The 19,500-nt window shown below is 35.0% G+C and carries 11 protein-coding genes; 5 read left to right on the top strand and 6 right to left on the bottom strand.

All coding sequences use genetic code 11. The features are described 5' to 3' along the window. Positions 1–311 precede the first annotated feature (311 nt). The 6 genes from CKF54_RS06510 to CKF54_RS06485 all read right to left on the bottom strand — a co-directional run bounded on the left by CKF54_RS06510 (position 312) and on the right by CKF54_RS06485 (position 9,292). Positions 312–1,637 (bottom strand): iron-containing alcohol dehydrogenase, encoded by a 1,326-nt coding sequence (locus tag CKF54_RS06510; protein ID WP_119525553.1) that lies wholly within the window; start codon positions 1,635–1,637, stop codon positions 312–314. A 333-nt stretch (positions 1,638–1,970) separates the two neighbouring features. Then, positions 1,971–3,233 (bottom strand): amino acid permease, encoded by a 1,263-nt coding sequence (locus CKF54_RS06505; protein ID WP_147396829.1) that lies wholly within the window; start codon positions 3,231–3,233, stop codon positions 1,971–1,973. Between the two features lie 225 nt (positions 3,234–3,458). Beyond that, on the bottom strand, positions 3,459–4,697 hold the full coding sequence (locus CKF54_RS06500) for an amino acid permease (protein ID WP_119525551.1): 1,239 nt from the start codon (positions 4,695–4,697) through the stop codon (positions 3,459–3,461). 846 nt (positions 4,698–5,543) lie between these two features. After that, positions 5,544–6,776, bottom strand: coding sequence for a sodium/glutamate symporter (gene gltS / locus CKF54_RS06495; RefSeq protein ID WP_119525550.1), 1,233 nt, complete (start codon positions 6,774–6,776; stop codon positions 5,544–5,546). A gap of 788 nt (positions 6,777–7,564) precedes the next feature. Continuing rightward, entirely contained in the window at positions 7,565–8,509 is a 945-nt protein-coding gene (locus CKF54_RS06490) for an Hsp33 family molecular chaperone HslO (RefSeq protein WP_119525549.1), read from the bottom strand. Between the two features lie 372 nt (positions 8,510–8,881). Further along, entirely contained in the window at positions 8,882–9,292 is a 411-nt protein-coding gene (locus CKF54_RS06485) for an RNA-binding S4 domain-containing protein (RefSeq protein WP_119525548.1), read from the bottom strand. Positions 9,293–9,487: 195 nt separating this feature from the next. Here CKF54_RS06485 and rmuC point away from each other — a divergent pair, with 195 nt between their 5' ends. The 5 genes from rmuC (at position 9,488) to CKF54_RS06460 (ending at position 19,416) form a co-directional block, all read left to right on the top strand. Then, positions 9,488–11,656 (top strand): DNA recombination protein RmuC, encoded by a 2,169-nt coding sequence (rmuC, locus tag CKF54_RS06480; protein ID WP_222987551.1) that lies wholly within the window; start codon positions 9,488–9,490, stop codon positions 11,654–11,656. Between the two features lie 84 nt (positions 11,657–11,740). Then, the gene (locus CKF54_RS06475) at positions 11,741–15,973 is read left to right on the top strand and encodes a UvrD-helicase domain-containing protein (RefSeq protein WP_119525546.1); all 4,233 of its coding nucleotides are present in this window, start codon (positions 11,741–11,743) and stop codon (positions 15,971–15,973) included. 4 nt (positions 15,974–15,977) lie between these two features. Next, the gene (locus tag CKF54_RS06470; protein ID WP_119525545.1) at positions 15,978–17,264 is read left to right on the top strand and encodes an ABC transporter permease; all 1,287 of its coding nucleotides are present in this window, start codon (positions 15,978–15,980) and stop codon (positions 17,262–17,264) included. Positions 17,265–17,267: 3 nt separating this feature from the next. After that, positions 17,268–17,981 (top strand): ABC transporter ATP-binding protein, encoded by a 714-nt coding sequence (locus CKF54_RS06465; protein WP_119525544.1) that lies wholly within the window; start codon positions 17,268–17,270, stop codon positions 17,979–17,981. Continuing rightward, a complete protein-coding gene (locus tag CKF54_RS06460; RefSeq protein WP_119525543.1) occupies positions 17,974–19,416 on the top strand; it encodes an FtsX-like permease family protein in 1,443 nt (480 codons plus the stop codon). The genes CKF54_RS06465 and CKF54_RS06460 overlap by 8 nt, the downstream gene beginning before the upstream one ends. Positions 19,417–19,500: the final 84 nt, after the last annotated feature.

Here is a 19,500-nt window from a genome sequence, read left to right as displayed (position 1 = left end):
CTACAATTGCGGAATTCAGGGTAAAAAATGAGGGCGTATTTCTACAATTGCGGAATTCAGGTTCTAAATCTTAGTGAAATTTACATTCTGTGTTTCTTATGCTCAAAAGCATGCAAAAAGCCCCAAAGCTAAAATTAGCTTTGGAGCTTTTTGTTAATCAACTAAATTAAACTTACTTATCTCTTATACAAAGGATAAGTAAATTTGAGCTATTTATTACCTACCCCTCTTTACCCTAGGCTAAGAAGAAATTCTCCTAAGCAAAGTTATCAACGTTATCAAAGTTATCTTAGATGTTAAGTTCTCAAGATTTACTTATTCAGCCAAGCTTTAAACTTAACAATTTTGTAAGAGCAACGCTGATTAGTTCTTATTTTTAAACTATGAGTTGGTAGGTGATTACGTAATAAACTAGGATTACGGAGAATTTGCGCAATCTGCTTTTTCTTAACTTTACTAAACTCACCATAAGCTTTTTGATTAGTTAATGCCATAGAGGTAGTAATTTTATCCATTACTGCAGGTAGAGCTTCGAGACGATAATCTCTCAAGCTTATTGGCATCTGCATTTGTGTAAAAAATTTAGCTATCTCTATTAAAGCAAAACGTGCAGCTTGTTCTCCACTTAATGACGAATGTAGCACCTCACGGGCAAATCTTGCTAAACGCGCTTGTTTTTCTTTAAATCTCAATTGTAAGTTACTAATAAAAACCGCAGTTAAACTTGGAGCATGCTCTATCCCATAATGAGCAGTCAGCATGTGTCCAATTTGGTGAGTTGACCAATCTTCAGCTTCTAAACCCACACTTAAATAGCCATTTAGCGCCATAGTTGCTGCCCAACAAAAATTACTACGATATTCATAATTAGTTGGTTCTGCTACTGTCAATGGACCATATTTCCAGAGTACTCTTAGTAAACTTTCTGCCATGAAACAAGCAACATCATTATGACTATAAGCCTTATCTTCTAACAGATATTGCTCAAATACATGCACTACCGCATCCACAACTCCATTTTGAATTTGTTTTACCGGTAAACTAAAAGTTAAGCTTGGATCAATGATTGTAAATTGCGGGAAAAGATCCTCATGCCCAAAATCCACTTTTATCTTACGCAAATTATCTGAGATAACTGCCCAACGGTTCATTTCCGAACCTGTACCTAGACAAGTTAACACCACTCCAAAAGGAGTATGTTGATTTTTTGCTTCAAGGTTATCTGGATTAAAGAGGTAATCTTGCTCTGCCATTTCAAAGCATTCATTTTCCAACTCAAAGAGAAGAATGTCAAAGTTATCTATCTGTACATGCCCAGAAATAAACTTAGCGGCATCAATAACAGAGCCACCTCCGATTGCAAGAATATAGTTAACCTTATGCTTACGGGCTGTATAGATAGCTTCAACTAACTGCCCCATTTCAGGATTGGGCTTAATACCACCAAATTCACTATAGGCAAAATCATGTTCTTGGAGAAGGTTTTTTATTTGCTCAAGAATTCCTAAACGCTTAACACTACCTTGCCCATAAAGCAATAGCACATGCGCCTTTTCAGGTAAAAGTTCAGGTAATCTCGCAAGTTGATTTTCCCCAAAGAGAACTTTAGTTGGGTTATAGAAATCAAAATTAAACATGGGTTAGATCTATTTGTAATAATTCAGTCTTTTATAGTTTACCAAAAAGAAAACTCAACTTAGATTTTTTCTAACCTAAACTTAGTTCTTGCCTACTCTAACTCCCGCTTTTAACTATTCTGAACTTAGTTTTGCTCTACTCTAAAAACTAGTTTTTGACTATTCTAAACTTAGTTTTGCTCTGCTCTAAAACTAGATCTTGTCTACTATAAAAAACTAGTTTTTACCAGCTGTAGAGTTTTCATTTAAGCAGTAACATGCAAAAGACAAAATAAAAGGAGCAAGTTATTAACCTGCTCCTTCAAATTTGTTTATAAAGTTAATGCGTTAGCATTACATTAAGCAAAGCACAAATAGTACTAATGCTAATACCCCTAAACCAAAGTTATTTAAGCATAAGCGGTACGCATTTGGGTATTCTTCGTATAAGTATTTACGTTTAACACGCATTTTGATTAATGCAATTGCTGGCATTACTAGATTTTGTAAAGTAAAGATAATTGCTGCTAATTTTAAGAAGAAAATAAACGCAGCTGGAGTGAAGATCACTACAAAAGTTGGAATTACAAACGCTAATAAGAATAAGTACCAACGGTTTAAGTAAGTCTCAATACGGTCTGTATCTTCATAGATAACTTCTTCGCTTTGACTTTCTGCACTTGGAATTACATAGTTAGCTTTTTGTGGTAATTTCTTCGCAAAAGTCTCTTTTAAAGTAGTGATTAACGCTAAAGCAACACCAATAAAAGAAGTTAATAAAGAAGAGATTGAGAAAATTGTTACAGCAATACCTAAAGTACGTTGTTCTGCTTGGTCATCAGCAATTAAGCTTGCAATGTTTACAGATTTACCCTCTTTAGTAAACTGGATTAATTGTTCTTGGCTTGCTTGGCCGTGTACCATTGCAATCCAAATAATAAATACTACTAATGGAATTGCTAAACCACCAATAATGGCAATTTTTAAATCACGTGAATTACGATCTAAATAATCAGAAAGTGCAGGAATAATGATGTGGAAACCAAAAGCTAAGAAAGTAATAGGAATTGAATTAACTACAGCTTTAGTTGAAACAGGTGCACTAGCTAGGTATTCGGCTTTTAGATTAGGGATTGAGAAAGCAACTAATACTAAAAACGCTAAAATCATAATATAGAAGAATAAACGGTTAACTAGATCCGCAAAACGCGAAGTAAAGATAACGATTAAACCTAAAGGAATAACTGTCAGAGCAATAAAGAGATTATGCCATTTTTCAGGAACTCCTAAAATCTCAGCAAAAATGCTTGATAAGCCAGAGATGTATGCACAAACTAAAGAGTAAACGAAAACGTAGAACATAATATTAGCCACAAAAAAGCCAATATTACCGAACTCTAAACGCATAATCCCCGCTACGGTACTACCACGTGGGGCAAACTGAGATGACTCAACTACCACTAAAGCAGGGAGAAGCATTAAGCCAAAGAAGATAATTAATTCAATAATGGTTGCTGTAAAACCTACCTCGGCTGAGTTAATAGGCATTACTAGCATACCTGCTCCGATGGTTGTCCCCGCAACCATCATCATAGATCCTAGTACTTTTGATTTCACAATATACCTCTAAAAATTAGTAAAATTACACCATCGTAAAGTGTTCATAAGAAATTCCTCGTTATAGTTCCTAAGAACTAAGTGGATAGAATACCATAAATAAAGATTTCTTCTAGCAAAATATGGCTAGATAGCATAGAGGCAAGTCAAACAAATATTAGGATAGCGTAAATAAATTAGAAAAATATGATCTGCACCTCTATGCTATCTCACCTAGTTTAAACTCTAGAAGTTTAAATCTGCCATAAACGCAACTACTAAGAAGAGTACGCTTATGATACCTAGCACTGAACTAGGAATAATAAAACGATAAACTTGTTTATCTTGATAAAGTTCTGGATTTTTTAAACGGATTTTAATTAAAGCAATCATTGGCATTACCATTGCCTGTAGAGTTGAAATAATTGCCGCAAATCCTAAGAAGAATACAAAGGCAGCTGGACTAAAGGTTACCACCACCGCAGGTAAAGCAAAGGTTAAAATAAAGATTGCTACACGATTTAATTTAGTTTCAACCTTAGCTTCTTGGCTAGCTTGAATTAAACCTTGCTCTTGGTTGCTTTCAACTTTTTTGAAGTTCTCTTTTAAAGTTGTAATTAGAGCAGTTGTTAAACCGATAAATGAAGTAAGTAAAGCAGTTAAAGTAAATACTGTTACCGCAGCACCTAAGTAACTATTCTCTTCGCCTTTAGTTAAAAGATTAGCAATGTTTACATTTTTACTTTGCGCAAACTCAATTAATTGCTCTTGGCTTGCTTGACCATGCACCACTAAATTCCAAACTGTAAAGATCACAAATGGAATAGTTAAACCACCTATTAAAGCAACTTTAAGATCACGTACATTACGCTCTAAATAATCAGATAGAGAGGGAATTAAAATGTGGAAGCCATAAGCTAAGAAGAAAATAGGAATCGAGTTGTAAACTGCTTTAGTTGAAACAGGACTCGCTTTTAAATAATCTAAGTTAATGTTTGTTAAAGAAATTGCAACTAGAACTACAAAAGCTAAACACATAATGTAGAACATTGCACGGTTAATTAAATCAGATACACGCGTAGATATAACTACAATAAAACCTAGCGGGATAACACAAAGTACCGTAAAGAGTTTTCTAAAGCCATCTGGAATACTTAAGAGCTCAGCTAACACGTTCGTGATCCCTGAAATATAAGCACAAGCTAGAGAATAAGCAAATACATAAAGTAAAATGTTATTCGAGATGTACCCAGTAAAACCAAAGGTACGTTGCATAATCCCCGCTACCGTTGTTCCTTGTGGAGCAAATTGCGTTGCTTCAGCTATAGCTAAAGCTGGAATTAACATTAAAAAGTAAAAAATAACTAATTCTAGAAAAGTAGTTCCAAAACCTACATAAGCTGAGTTTATTGGCATAACTAACATCCCAGCCCCAATTGTAGATCCGGCTACCATCATCATTGAACCAAGTACTTTAGATTTCATGGTGGCGTCCTAATTGTCAAAAGTTAATTTGAAAGATTTTTGAGTTCTTTGAGGTCTTAGAAATCTTTGTGCTCTTTGAAGTTTTTGTTCTTTCTTAAAGTGCGCTCTAAAAGTCTACTCGTAAAGTCTGCGCTAAATGTATTAAAGAGTTAACTTCAAAAAGTTAAAGTTTAAATGGTAAGAATTTAAACATGCTTTAAGGGCTAGACATCCTAGATGTCTAGCCCTTGACCTCATATAATTTATTTCATGGATTTAAAGCGATAAGCATAGAGATAAGATACTTTTATCCCTCGGCTAACTATAGCTTAAGAACGAAGAAAGTAATTTAATTCTAGGTTCGCAAGCCATAGCTACTTTTACTTACCTAGTTATTACTTTGCCATCGTCTTTTCAATCCTGAAAAGCTAGACACGAATGTACTTTTAGCAAAATTAAATTGCCACCAAAAGTAGTAAGTAAAGTAGCTAAAGTAAGCATTGCGTGTCATAAAAAAGTCCTTGTAAAAATAAATGATAAGAGGTTTTCTTTTTGCTTGGTACTTTTATCTTATGAAATTTATTTTTTACTGTCAAGTACTTAGAAAAAAGATTTTTAACAAGTATAGATAAAACATTGAATTTTAAGAGATTAAAATTTAACTTCTTGCTCAAACAGGGTAGAAAATTACTCAAAAAAACTCATTTAGCAATTAAATGAACTCATCTTAATAATTAAGGAAAGCTGTAAAGCAAACTCATCTTAATTTAAGGAAGGCTGTAAAAGAAGATTAAGGAAATGAAGAAGATTAAGGAAATTAAGCCAACAAAAAAGAGCTAGCCGAAGCTAGCTCTGTAAATCTAAAATTTATTTAATTGCTGTCGCAAATAAACTAATTGAGATTGCGTTAACAAAGTCGATAAAGAATGCACCTACTAAAGGAATTAGTAAGAATGCTTTATGCGAATGACCAAAGTGGTTAGTTACTGACTGCATGTTTGCGATGGCTGTAGGGGTAGCACCTAAGCTAAAACCACATTGACCAGCACACATTACTGCAGCGTCGTAGTTTTTACCCATTACATTGAAAGTTACGTAAATTGAGTAAAGTGCTACTAAAGCAGTTTGTACCACTAAGATAATTAAAATTGGTAAAGCTAAAGCTGATAGCTCCCAAATTTTAATAGAGATTAACGTAATTGCGATAAATAGTGATAAAGATACGTTACCTAAAACGTCAATTGTAACTTCTTTAAGTTCACGTTTGAAAATACCTTTTAAGATACTTCTTAAAACAATACCCATGAACAGAACATAAACGAATTTAGGAATATTTGGCCAGTAACTTAAGTTTAGGCTACTAATTAAAGTATGTAACCATGAACCTAAGAACATAGCAAATGATAAACAAATAATTCCTTCAGTTACTGAACTTGCACGGATAGGACGAAGTTTTTGTTCATCTTCAAAAGCTTCGTGATCATTATCATTATCGTCTTGGTTTTGGATACTTAAGTCTTTTAAGTTATTACGCTTAATTAAGTATTGCGCAACTGGACCACCAACAAGACCACCAGCGATTAGACCCCATGTTGCACAAGCAAAGGCTGCCGCTGTAGCGTTAGATAGACCATAAGTTGTTTCAAAAGTTTGACCCCAAGCACCACTTGTACCGTGACCACCTACTAATGAAACTGAACCAGCTAAAAGACCGTATAAACCGTCAATTCCTAGAAGTTTAGCAAGGCTTGTCCCTACAAAGTTTTGTAGAAGAACCATACCCGTACATGCAAGTAATAAAAGCACCAGACCTCTACCACCTGCCGCTAGTTTTTTGAAATCAGCAGAGAAACCGATTGAAGCAAAAAACAGAAGCATTAATGTATTTGAAAGACTACTATCGAAAGTAAAGCGATAGCCAGTAGTGTAGTAAACTACACATAAAGCTGTAGCTACAATTAAACCACCTGTAACCGGCGTCGGAATGTGGAATTTTTCTAAAACCGGAGCTACGCGGTTAACAAAACGACCTACTAGTAAAACTACACATGCGCAAAATAACGTAGTAAAGCCGTCAATAGTTAAAGTTTGAATATTCATCAAATTTCCTCACAGTTCAGCTTTTGCAAAAAGCTCAAGATAAAAGGATAGACTCTTTAGAAAAAATCTCTAGCTTTTTTAGGGTAAAAGCTAAGACTTTATCTAAATTTATACACAAAGATAAATAATTTTAGGTACTGTTACAAAGGGTAGTACCTAATTTTATCAGTCATAAAAAAGAAATAGCTAAATTAAGATAATTTAAATGCCGTTTATTTTAAATTTACTCTATGACTTACTAAATTACTTCTATCACTATCACAATTAGAAGCTTTGATAATTTTTTATAAAAGAATTTAAAATTCAACTACTTATAAAAAATTAAAGCTTGGATTTGAGCCAAGCAGTATTGAACTATAAATTATAATACCTTGCTATTATATACTAAAGATACGTAATTATCAAGGTTTTGCAAAATTGTAGCAGATACTACTAGGGTAACAAGAAATAAAAGCCTAGTAAAATTATTAATTTTTTTACTAACCTTAAATTAATTATATAATAATTCCTAGTTGCATTTAAATGCTTTTTTTGCTCTTATTTTCAATATCATAGAATAAAGATTAATTTCATTCTCATTCTCTTCACAAATTTTTCAAAAATTTTTACAGCTTAAATTAATTTAAATACTTAAGAAAATATAAGAGAAATTTAAATAGAAATGCAAAGAAAAACCTAAAGAAAAATCCAAGCTCAAACTGCTTAAAAAATCTCAAACTGCTTAAAATAAGTAAGAGCCCAAGATAAAATCTTAGGCTCTAGGTAAACTTTACAAGCTACAATTAATTTTATGCAGTTGCTTGTTCAGCTTTTGCTTCTTGCTCTGTAATAAAATCTAGAATATCTTGTACAGCAAATTGGTATTTTTTACCACAGCAGTTACATACAGCTTCTAGATTAGGATCTTCATGATCAGCTAATTCTTCACGACCTAAAGAAGCAATTGCTTTAAAGTACTTCTCACTTGAACAAGTACATAAGAAAGATAATTCTTTTTCTTTTTCAACTTTAACTTCTTCTTGGTTAAATAGACGATAAAGTAGATTAGTTGCAGATAGTTTTAATAACTCATCATCAGTAGTAGTCATAGCTAAAGTTACTAGACCATTGAAATCTTCTAGCGTACCAGACTCATCTGGAATAAACTGCATGAATAAACCAGAGGTATTTACATTACCATCTTGATCAACTTCTGAAGCTAAACGTAAGAAAGCAGGAATTTGTACTGATTGACGGTAGTAGTCAAGAATAGAATCTTGAATTGAATTTAAGTTTACTTGAATAATACTTTGATAAGGTTTTACCTGACGATCATCAAAGTAAACTGACATAATTAAATTCGCATTTGGATTAATTAAGTCTTCTAATTTAGCATTAGTATCAAATTGAGCTTCTTCATCAAAATAAGCTACTACACGAGCCGTGTCACCTTTTAAACCAACAGATAAAGCTCTTACAGGGGTATTTTCAGACTGAATTGCTAAAGAGAAGTTACCGTCAGTTTTTAAATAGTGTTTTAGAACAGAACCAACTAGTAGTAATTCCCCTAGTAATTTTTTAATTGCTAAAGGATATTCATTTTGGTGTTCTAAAGAATCTTTTAAAGTTTTATTAACGTTTAACCATAAACCTTGCGCTGGTTTTACGTCAAATAAGAAACGATATACAGAATCACGGTCAGCTAGTCCCAATTTAACTTGTTCTGCAGAAACCGCAAATTTGTTGTTTGTCATATTTCCTCTTAAATTTTTAATTTTTTTGCACTACTATTATAGCACCTTTTTACATTCTTTCAATATTTACGTCTAAATGTAAAATTTTATACGGTATTTACAGATATTAAAGAGCAACACAGCTAGCAAGTACAACTTAATTTGCCCTCGCCCCACCGAGCTACAAGATTTTCTTGCCCAGAGCTGTCTCCCAAGATTTCCTTGCTCCAAGACTTCCTTAAACTAAACTTCTTTGCCCCACCTCCTCCTAGTACATAATATCCTTGCAGTAAAATTTAGCTCAAGGAGTAGACAATTCAAAGAAAAAGCAGTTCAAAGAAACGAGAATTCAAAAATAGGCAAGGAAAGATCCTAGATCCTAGATCCTAGATCCTAGTCATAATTATCCAGTGACGAGCGATCAATCTTGAATTTTTGTAAAGTACGACGCTCTTTCTTATTAGGGCGGTGTGATGGAGTATAAGACATTTTTTCTAAACGTCTTTGCTCTGCTAGCTGCTCACGAGCAGCAACACTAGCTTCTGTTTCTTCATAGTAGTTTTTCGCAACTTTATAAGCTGTACGACGATTACTTAACTCTTGCACAACTACGGTAATCTTCTCATTACCTTTTTGTAAAGTAATCTCAGCACCCACTTCAACCAGACGCGATGGTTTAGCTCTTTGTCCATTGTAAGTAACTTTACCACCTTCAACCATTTGGGTTGCTAAAGAGCGAGTTTTATAAAAACGAGCAGCATGTAGCCACTTATCTAAACGTACAGTTAATTCATTTTCTGTCATTAAAATACTCCAATTTTTTCTCTACAAGCTTTAAGTAATTTCTTCTTAGAGATTTGTATATTATACCTTTTTTTCTCGTAAAATCTTACCTAGCTACATAGCAAAGTAGTATAATAATTAGCTCTATTTTGCAAATAGATGTCTTTATTTACAAACAACAAACTCCCCCTAAGTAAATTTTTATTTGGAGCACACATGAACATCTACATTCTAGTTCTCACTATTGTCATATTTTTATTGATTCTCCTCTTCTTGCGTAGCAAGATTGTAGCGAGTAATGAAAAAATTAAACAACTACAAGAGGAGAATGGGCATTTAGACATAAAAGTTTTTCAACTTACGAGTCTGGTTGAAGAGCAAAGTGAAAAAGAGAATGCCTTAAACCAAGCAAATAGTCGTTTAGAATTTATCCTTAAGCAACAAGAACAAGAGTTTGAAAACTTAAAAAGCACGCATCAACAAACAGTCAATAAATTAGAAAACCAAACAGAGCAATATCACCGTGCTTTACAAGATAAAGAAATTGCTTTTATTAATCGTGATAACTTACAACGTGAGTTAAACGAAAAAACTCAACAATTCCAAGAGCAAAAAGCTCAATTCCAAAGTGATTTAGTCCAACTAAAACAGCAACACGAAGCTGAAATCAAACGCTTAGCTGACAACCAAAACCAGCAAGCGAAAAACTTTAAAGAGCAAACTGAAAGCTCACTAAAACTTATTAAAGAAGAAGTACAAAACCAAACTGCTCAACTCATTCAACAAGCGACCAACAAGTTAAGCCAAGATAGCGAAGGTAATTTTAAAAACATTACCAAACCTCTTGTTGATAAAATGGAAAGCTTAAACAAACAAGCTGTTGAAGTGCTGGAAAAGAACCTCAAAAGTGACGGTGAGCTTCTCGAAAAAATCAATTCCTTTGATAAACAATTTACTAAATTTAGTCTGCAAACAGATAGCTTAACGCAAGCTTTACGTGGCTCAAATAAAAAAGTACTAGGTAACTGGGGCGAAGCCCAACTTGAAGTCCTCCTTGAAAGCGTAGGCTTAATCAAAGGTATCCACTTTAATCTGCAAGTAAGTGCAGAGAGTACTAATGGTAAAAAATACCAACCTGACTGCGTCCTCAATTTACCAAACCGCCGTCATGTAATTGTTGATAGTAAGGTAACTCTTAACGCTTACCTAAAAATTATCGAAGCTACTGACAAAGAAAGCGAAGCACTCGCAACCAAAGAACTAGTTAAAAATATTCAAGATCACATTCGTGACTTAGCTGGAAAACAGTACCAAAAACTAGTTGGTTTAAACAGCTATCCATATGTACTCATGTATGTACCTATAGATAATGTGCTTGCTTATCTGGCAAAAGAGAAGTCTGATATTTATCTAGAAGCACAAAAGCATAATATTGTAATCGTTTCTAATGCTACCTTAATTCCATTACTTTACTTAATTGACAATTTATGGAAAAACCACGAGTTCCAAAGTAACTTCCGCGACTTAGCCTTAAGTACCGAAAAACTCTTCCAATCAGTTGAAACCGTAGCTGCTAAGTCAATTGAGTTAGGTACACGTTTTGGACAAACAATTAAAGCTTATTCTGATCTCAATAAGCAACTTTCAAGCAATCAAGGCTTAATTAAACGTATGACCCGTTTTACAACTAGTGCCTCAAAAGCTCTAGAGCAACTAGAAAAACTGGAAACTACCGAAGATAAAGTCCAAGAAAGTTTTGCTAATAGCGATAACTTCAAACTTAGTCAACTAGATCAAGTTCTTACCCAAGCAACAACTAGTAAAGATCAATCTCTAGAGAAAATCTCACAACTCAATTCTAAGTATCAAGAGCAAGAGAAAAAACTAGAGCAAGAGAAACAGCTAGAACAAGAGCAAGAGGCAAAAGAAAAAGCTTCAAACCTTGAGCAAAATAATCTTGCACCTCAAGAGCTTGCTGATCTTAAAACAAAAACTGCTAACCAAGAGCTTGATGAGCAAGAAGATTATGCTGAACAAGATGATTTTGCTGAAGCTGAAGATAATCTAGAGTTTGCAGAAAGTGAAGCAACAACTGAAGCAAATGAAGAAAGCGAAGAAAATGCCCAAACTTCTGCCCTTGATGCGCTCACCGATTTAGAGGCTCTAACTTCAAAAACAAGTGATACCCTTCATCTAGATGAACTTGAGCGTCAACTTGAGCAAATTGATAACTTGTACCAAGCGGAAAAAGACGCTGAAGAAAATTCCATTGATCAAGTAGTGCATGAGGTTATGCACAATATGACCTCTTCGCAAGCGCAACACACTCATAAAAAAGATAACTTTTTTGCCGAGTATGATCAACTATTTGAAGAAATTAAATAAACTAAACTCCCCTAGGTTTAGGGGAGTTTTAGTTTATAATAGAAGCTAGATTAAAACCTTGACTTCCCTGTTAAAACCGAATTTATGCAAGAGTTTGATTCTTTTAACTTTAAACTAAATCAAAACAGTATTATTGAGGCTAGTGCCGGTACCGGTAAAACTTACTCAATTGTTAATATGTTTATTCGTCTTCTCCTCAACCTTGGAGGTGAACTCGAAGAAAATGGAGAGATTACTCCGCAAATCTTAGACCGTAGCTATAAAGCTAAAGAGATCCTTTTAGTTACCTTTACCAACAACTCGGTTGATGAAATGCAAGAAAGGGTAACTAGTCGTATGCACGAACTACGTCAGTACCTTTTTGCCCTCAAACAAACTAAAAGTAAAGATAACCTAACTAATCTTGAAGCTTTACAACACTTTCTTACGCAAGAAAAAGTTGATGATTTCACTCTCAAATGCTTAAGCCAAATTTGTCAAGAAGACCGCCTCGAAGAGTCTTACAAGATTCTTGACCAAGAGATCTTTACTAATGACTTTTCCATTAAAACCCTTGATAAATTTATCGGTGACGCTGTCCTTGATGTCGATCATGAACTTGATCCTGCAACTTTAAAAAGTCTACCAGTTGAAGACATTAACCCAAAAGAGAACGATCGTCGTATTGACCTATTTCAATTAAGTTTAAGTCAAACCATTCGTGAACAAGTTGCCCTAGTTGACCGTTTAGGGCATTCTGGGATTGATATCTTTAATAAGCTTTGTAACCATGATTGGGGTTTTGCTTCATCTAAAGAATTAACTCCAAGTGAGAACTACTTTTCTAGTAGCTCTTTTGGAGGCAGGGAAGAAGGCTTTGCCTTCATGCCTGCCAAAAACTCACTCCTACAATTTATTACCGGAACAGTTTATAAAAATATCTCTCCAGACGATGTAGCTAAACTCTATCAGCAATATGGTTTAGATGATAAAACTACTCTTTATGATCTTTACCTACAACTACAACTAGAGCAAGAATCAAAGCACGTAAAAGCCTTTAATACCTTACGTATTTTCTTTACCCATAAGGTATTAAAACGTTATCTCAATCATAGTTTTACTAATAAAGAATTAGATTTAACCGGTAAAGCTTTCTTGCTGTTACAAAATATTAATCCAGCAAGTATTGCAATTATCCGTGAAAAATTTAAGTTTATCTTTATAGATGAGTTCCAAGATACTTCTCCGGTACAGTTTGAAATTGTTAAAAGATTTTTCATTGATGATATCAATGAAGAAATCGGCAGTAAACAAAATCGTGGTCTAATTATGATTGGTGACCCTAAGCAAGCAATTTATGCTTTTAGGGGAGCGGATATCTTTAACTACTTTGAAGCGCAAGATAAAGCTGTTAAAGCTCCAGTTCTAAGTCGTAACTTCCGTTCAAGTCAGCCATTTGTTGAAGCTTGTAACTACTTATTTACCGCTAACAATCGCTTTTTTAATTTACCGCAAATCAAGTATCAACTGGTAACTGCAGGTAATCCCAAAAACTCAACTTTGATCTTTGCAGATGCCAATGGTAACGAAGAGATCCTTAGTCCTTTTAACCTAATAGGTAGTATGCCTGAAGACGGAGTAAAAGGTGCTAATGCTACCAATGACTTTTTTGAGGGAATTGCTAACTTTATCGCTCATCTAGTTACTATGGGGAAAAATGGACAACTTTATCTCCAAGGTAAAGATAATACTAAGCAACCAGTATCTGCTAAAGATATTTGCTTTTTATCCCGTAATAACAATGATCTCGAGCGAGTAGCTCTTATTCTCAAAAGAGAATACAATATTGACTGCGATTTTAATCGTGACAATATTGATCAAAACAGTACAATTCTTGAAGACATTACCTTAGCTTTACGCGCAATTGTGGAACCTGATAATCAAACTTTAGTAAGAAAATTTATCTACTCAAGTTTATCTGGCTTAACTTTTAACCAAATTCACAATGCTTTAAACCAAGCGCATGCTTATCAAGAAGTTAGAGAAAAACTAGTACGTTGGCAAGATATTTGGCAAACTCGTGGTTTACTAGCTGCCATTGACAAACTAATCCAAGAGAACCTAATTTTTTCAGGCATTAGAGTACCTCAAGACTTTATTGAAAACGTTTGGCAAGTTTACAATCTTCTCTTTGAATCACTTGATGATGTGAAAAACAAAGAAAGAGTTTTATTACAACTAAACAACCCGCAGTTTATCAAGAATTTTTACGATAGCGCTAAAGTTTACCTGACTAAAAGTAACAAAAACTTTACTCTTCACCAAGGAGATAGTGAGAAAAACAAAGAAAGCGTGACTATGATGACTATTCATAGCTCCAAAGGTCTAGAGTTTAAAATTGTTATAGCTGCGCAAACTTTTAATTTTGCTAATAGCAATAGAGTAGAAAACGAAGTAAGAGACTGGAACCTAAACAATGTTTTACCAGGATTTAAAGACTTCTATGACTTTAGTAATGCTATAGATCATCGTTTTTACCAAGATATCTCTGCTAGTGATGAAGCTCGTACTCTCTATGTAGGTGCTACTCGTGCTAAGGCTGCAACCTTTTACTTCTTTAACCGTGGCTCGATAGATTTTCCTTTACCAAAAGAGTATATCGAGAAACATCTAACTACTAATCCTTTGGATAATCCAAGTAACTTTGATGAGCAAAAACAATTTGCGAGTTATAACGCTCAAGCTTATCAAGAGTTTGCTCTCCAAAGTAATCAAGTAGAAGTCCATAAACTTCTATCTTTTTATCAACAAGAAAAGTACTTGTACGATTTAGAACAAATTCCTCGTACTAAGTTCTTTGAACTTCTACCGGGTTATGTACTGGCAGCTTATGAACAAGTGTATCACCCGAGTAATAGCTTTTACCAAAGCTATGCTCTACCAGAGATTAAAGCTGTACCTGCTACTCTTGGAGACAAAGAGTATTACTTTGTTGGCGTCCATCCTGCCTATGCTTCTTCACTGACTAACTTTGTTGCGCAAATTCAACAACAAGCTCATCAGTTAGAGGCAAACACAAACCAACAAGTTAATACTCATACCAGCCAAAGTAAAGAGCAAACTTTAAAAGTGAAACAACTTGAACTCCTCGGTCAAAGTTTAACCGCAGAAGAAATTGCAGTCTCTAACCATAACAATTTCCTCTTACCTGTAAAAACTAATCAAGACCTCCGTAAAAACTTACCGTTTAACCAACGCTTAAGTTTTACCCAGGTTAAAGACAGCTTTGTCCAACAACTAGCACAAGAAGAACTAGTTATTGAGGAAGAAGATAGCGATGCTTCTGTTACTTTAAGTGATCAAGTTAATTTATTAAAAAATAAAAATGGTCAACGTGAACTTAGTGACGCCGACGAAGAGCAACTGCTTGAAACTCCTTGGTACAGTGCTGAGGAAAGTAATAGCTTTGCGGGCTTAGAGTATGCTACTAACCCAGAAGAGTTTGCTTTGGCGATGCGTTACTTACCGCGAGGTAATGAGTTTGGTATTCTCGTGCATGAGTTTTATGAGAACTACTTTAATCAAGTAAAAACTAACCCTAATCCTCTTAGTCAGCAAATTAATGACTTCTTTAATGGACAAAGTAATTTAGTTAAGCAGTTAATCCGTACTTCAATGGATTACCCTCTGCTTGATCTTGATACTCTACGTAACACTAATTCTCTCGAACTAGCTCTAAAAAGCTCCAAGCAAGATGCTAATATTTTACGTTTAAACCTAGCTAACAAGGTTGAAACTATTGAAGCTACTACTGAGTGGGAGTTTTACTTTAATAAAATCAATAATGAGAAATTTACGCAACTAATTCCGCGCTTTGTTGATATCCTTGCTAAACACAAAGTAATTAAATTAAAGGACAATGCTAGCCTTGAACAAATTAAACTCGATCAATTTAAAGGTCTAGTGGACTTAATTTTAATTAGTGAGCAAGAATTTTTTATTATTGACTATAAAACTAATATGCTTGGCAGTCATCCAAATGACTATTTACCGCAGGCTCTAGAAAAAACCATGCAAGACACTGGCTACATTTTACAAATGTATCTTTACCTTGCAGCTGTTTATAGTTATTGTCGCCAAAACCTCTTTGCTAACCAACCTCAAGCTCTCAAACAAATTAAGTTTATTGGTATGTATCTCTTTATTCGTGGCAATATGTACAGTCCAAGTATTAACCAAGAGCAAGAGCTAGTTAAGCACGGAGTTTACGCGCAAATGCCAAGTCATAAACTCCTTAATGAACTTAGTGATCTGATTATTCATTTAGATAAAGATTAAAATTGTGTTTACAACCGTACTCTATTTAAGTAAACGATTTGGTAAAGCGGTGCGTCGCACTCGCTTTACCCGTATTAGTTACTTACTGTCAATTGTTGCTTTTGTCTTAGCAACCCTTGCTATTACGTTGATTACTTCTGTACTCTACTCTATGCAACAATTCCAGAAGGATCGCCTCTTAAACTACACTCCACAAATTATTGTTGAGTTTAATCAGCCCTTAGCTAAGGTCAACGGAGAAACTACGCCACAGCTTAGTCAGGCTATGCAAGAGTTAATCCAAAGTCCAATAGCTAAGGATATTAATCAACTCAACCTTTACTCTGGTGGGCAATTTTTTATTCAGGTAAACGAACGTATTTTGGAAGCCCAAGTATTTGGTTTAGATAATGACAATCCACAAACGCGTCAACAACTAAATACTAATACAAATGCTCCCTTAAACATTCCTCCTGAAGTAGCAAACTTTGACCTTCCGCGTGGACAGTTTACTTTGGCAATTCCGGCAAGTGTTGCTCATAGCTACCTTTTAACAATTGGTGATAAAGTTACTTTAATTAATAGTAATAAGTCTACTTACTTACCAACAGGCTTTATGCCGGTGATGCGTCAGTTTACTATTGCTTATATCTATAACGACGCTTCTCTCAATGATACTTGGTACGCCAATCTCTATGATCTTGCTCGTTTAAACCTCACGAGCAATTTACAACAAATCAATATCTTTTTAAAAGATCCGTTACAGATTGAGCAAGTTATCCCTAAACTGGGTCTAGAAGCACAAGCTAACTATAGCTATAGCGCTAACCCACAAACTATTAATGGCGACAAGCTTGGCATAGTTAGCGCTAGCGATTGGCGCCAGCGCTATGCGGTAATCTTTAATGCAATTAAGACTGAGGGGCGTGTAACCACAACCTTAACTTCATTGCTCATTATTATTGCCATCTTAAGTTGCTTAATTACCTTTAGTTTTATTATTGTGGAAAAAGATCGAGATATTGCTATTTTAAATGTTCTTGGTATGCCTCCTGCTAAACTCAATCAAGTGTTTTTAGCAATGGTACTAGGTCTACTTATCCGAGGTAACTTAATAAGTATTGTCCTCTTTTTCTGCATTACTCATTTTTGGGATAAGTACAATCAGTACATTAATATTAATATCCCGCTCGAAATTAACTACCCAAGTATTGCTCTAACTTATCTGAGCTGTACAGCTGTTATCTTTCTAACTACTGCGATTGCCGGATACTTTATTATTCGCATTCGTCCAGCTCAAGTTTTACGCTAAATTATGACTATTCTTGAAGTTAAACATCTCTCTTTGGCTTATATTAATAACCAAGCCAAAGTTACTCATGGAGCTCTTGCGTCTCAAGAGCAAGCCACTATAATCTTTTCTGATCTCAACTTTAGTATTAAAGAGGGAGAGCAAATTTCTCTGGTTGGTAAATCTGGGAATGGTAAATCTTCTTTACTTTACCTCCTTGCTGGCTTTGAAAAAGTACCAGAAGATACTATTTACTGGCGCGGGAAAGACCTCGCAAAAATGTCTGCCAAAGAGATTAATGCTCTCCGTAATCAAGAGATAGGTTTTATTTTCCAATTTCATAACCTATTACCAGACTTTAATGCCTTAGAAAACGTACTCTTACCGGCGCAAATTGGCAAAGCTGATCTCAAACAAGCACGTAAACGTGCGCAAGAGTTATTAGAGTATATGGGACTTGGCGAACGTATGCACCACTTCCCAGATCAACTTTCTGGTGGAGAAAGACAAAGAGTGGCTATTGCCCGCTCTTTAATAAATAATCCTAAAATTATTCTTGCCGATGAGCCTACAGGTAACCTAGACCAAGAAACCTCTAACGAGGTTATGGCGTTAATTCATCGTATTAACCAAGACTTTGCTACAAGCATTCTCTTAGTTACCCACGATCTGAATATTGCCCAAAGCTTACCGATTCGTTGGCATCTCGATAAAGGGAGATTACTAAACTATGCCTAAGCTTCCCAAATTAACTTTGATGATCGCTTGGCGTTTTTATAAACACAAATCTAGTATTCGTGTTCTCTCTTTTATCAATTGGTTAACCAAACTTGGAATTATTCTCGGCATTTCCATTCTTTTACTTACCAATGCGGTGTTAAACGGCTTTGATCAACAACTGCACAGCCGTTTTCTTAACCTAATCCCGCAAGCAGTAGTTTTTACTCCCAATAACCAGAGCTTTATCGATGGCGCAAGGTTAGAAAAAGAGTTTAAACAGTTTGGTAATGTCGCAGCCATAACTCCGCTAGTAAGCAAAACCGTGCTTCTTGAAAACGGGACGCAACGTCAAGTTGTACAAGCCTTTGCCGTTGAACCGCAAAGCTTTGCGCAAGTAAGTAGTCTAGGTGATTACCTGAAACAACAAGGTGGTTTAACCACTTTAATCTCCTCCAGTCTGGATCCTTATAGTCAGAACTCTCTCCTTGCTAAAGCTAACTTGCTCGTAGCCCATACTAAGAACCAAGACGAATACAACACCTACCTCAATACGCCAAGTATTGTCCTAGGCAAGCAACTTGCCCAAAATCTAAATATCGAAGTAGGTGATTTTGTTCGCATGTATATCTTTAGTCAAAACAGCCGTTTAGAGCAAAACCAATACTTTATTGTTAGCGGGATCATAGACTCTAATGGACTCTTTGATAAAGAGCTCACTTTGTACAATATCTATGATGCTATGGGAATTGTGGGCTTAGTTAACTCCAATTGTCCATACCCAAACGTTGGTGCTAATGGAGAAATTACTCCGGTAAAAGATCCAGAAGCTAATTGTCTTCTAACTAGCCAAGCTGGCAAGATAAAAGCACAAGATATTGCTAATGCTTTCCAAATCAAACTAGTTGATCCTGACAATCTCAACATAGTTCCTTATCAAGGTTGGACAAGCCAACAAAGCATTAGCTACACAACTTGGGGACAAGTCTATCCAAATATCTATCACGATATTCCTATGATTAAGTCTTTATTAAATATAGGTCTAATCTTTGTCTTAACCTTAGCAAGCTTTAACATTATTTGTTCGATCTTAATTCAAATTCGTGACAAGAAAAAATCAATTACCAGCTTGCAAGCCGTAGGCTTATCTACTTGGCAAATTCACCAGATCTTTATTTACTATAGTTTAATCCTCGCAGGCTATGCTGTGGTTATTGGTTTAACTCTTGGCGCTCTTTTAAGTTTTGCCTTAGAATATCTAAGTACAGCATTACTTGACGCTGGAGTTGAAGTAATTAGTGCTTCTAATTACTTTATCGACTATATTCCAGTTGAACTTAAACTTAGTGATATGTTAATAATCACTGGATCAGTTTTACTTGTAGCTTTAGCTACAGCCCTCTTAACTAGTCTCTTTACCAACAAAAATAAAGTAGACGTTAATCTCCTTGCCTAAGCCTGAACAAGAAAAAGCATAAAAAACAATAAAACCTAGAGGTTTCCCTCTAGGTTTTATTGTTTTCCTTACAGATAGTCCACA

The organism is Psittacicella hinzii, from assembly GCF_003585885.1.
GTDB lineage: Bacteria > Pseudomonadota > Gammaproteobacteria > Enterobacterales > Psittacicellaceae > Psittacicella.
This window is presented reverse-complemented; position numbering and strand designations above follow the sequence as displayed.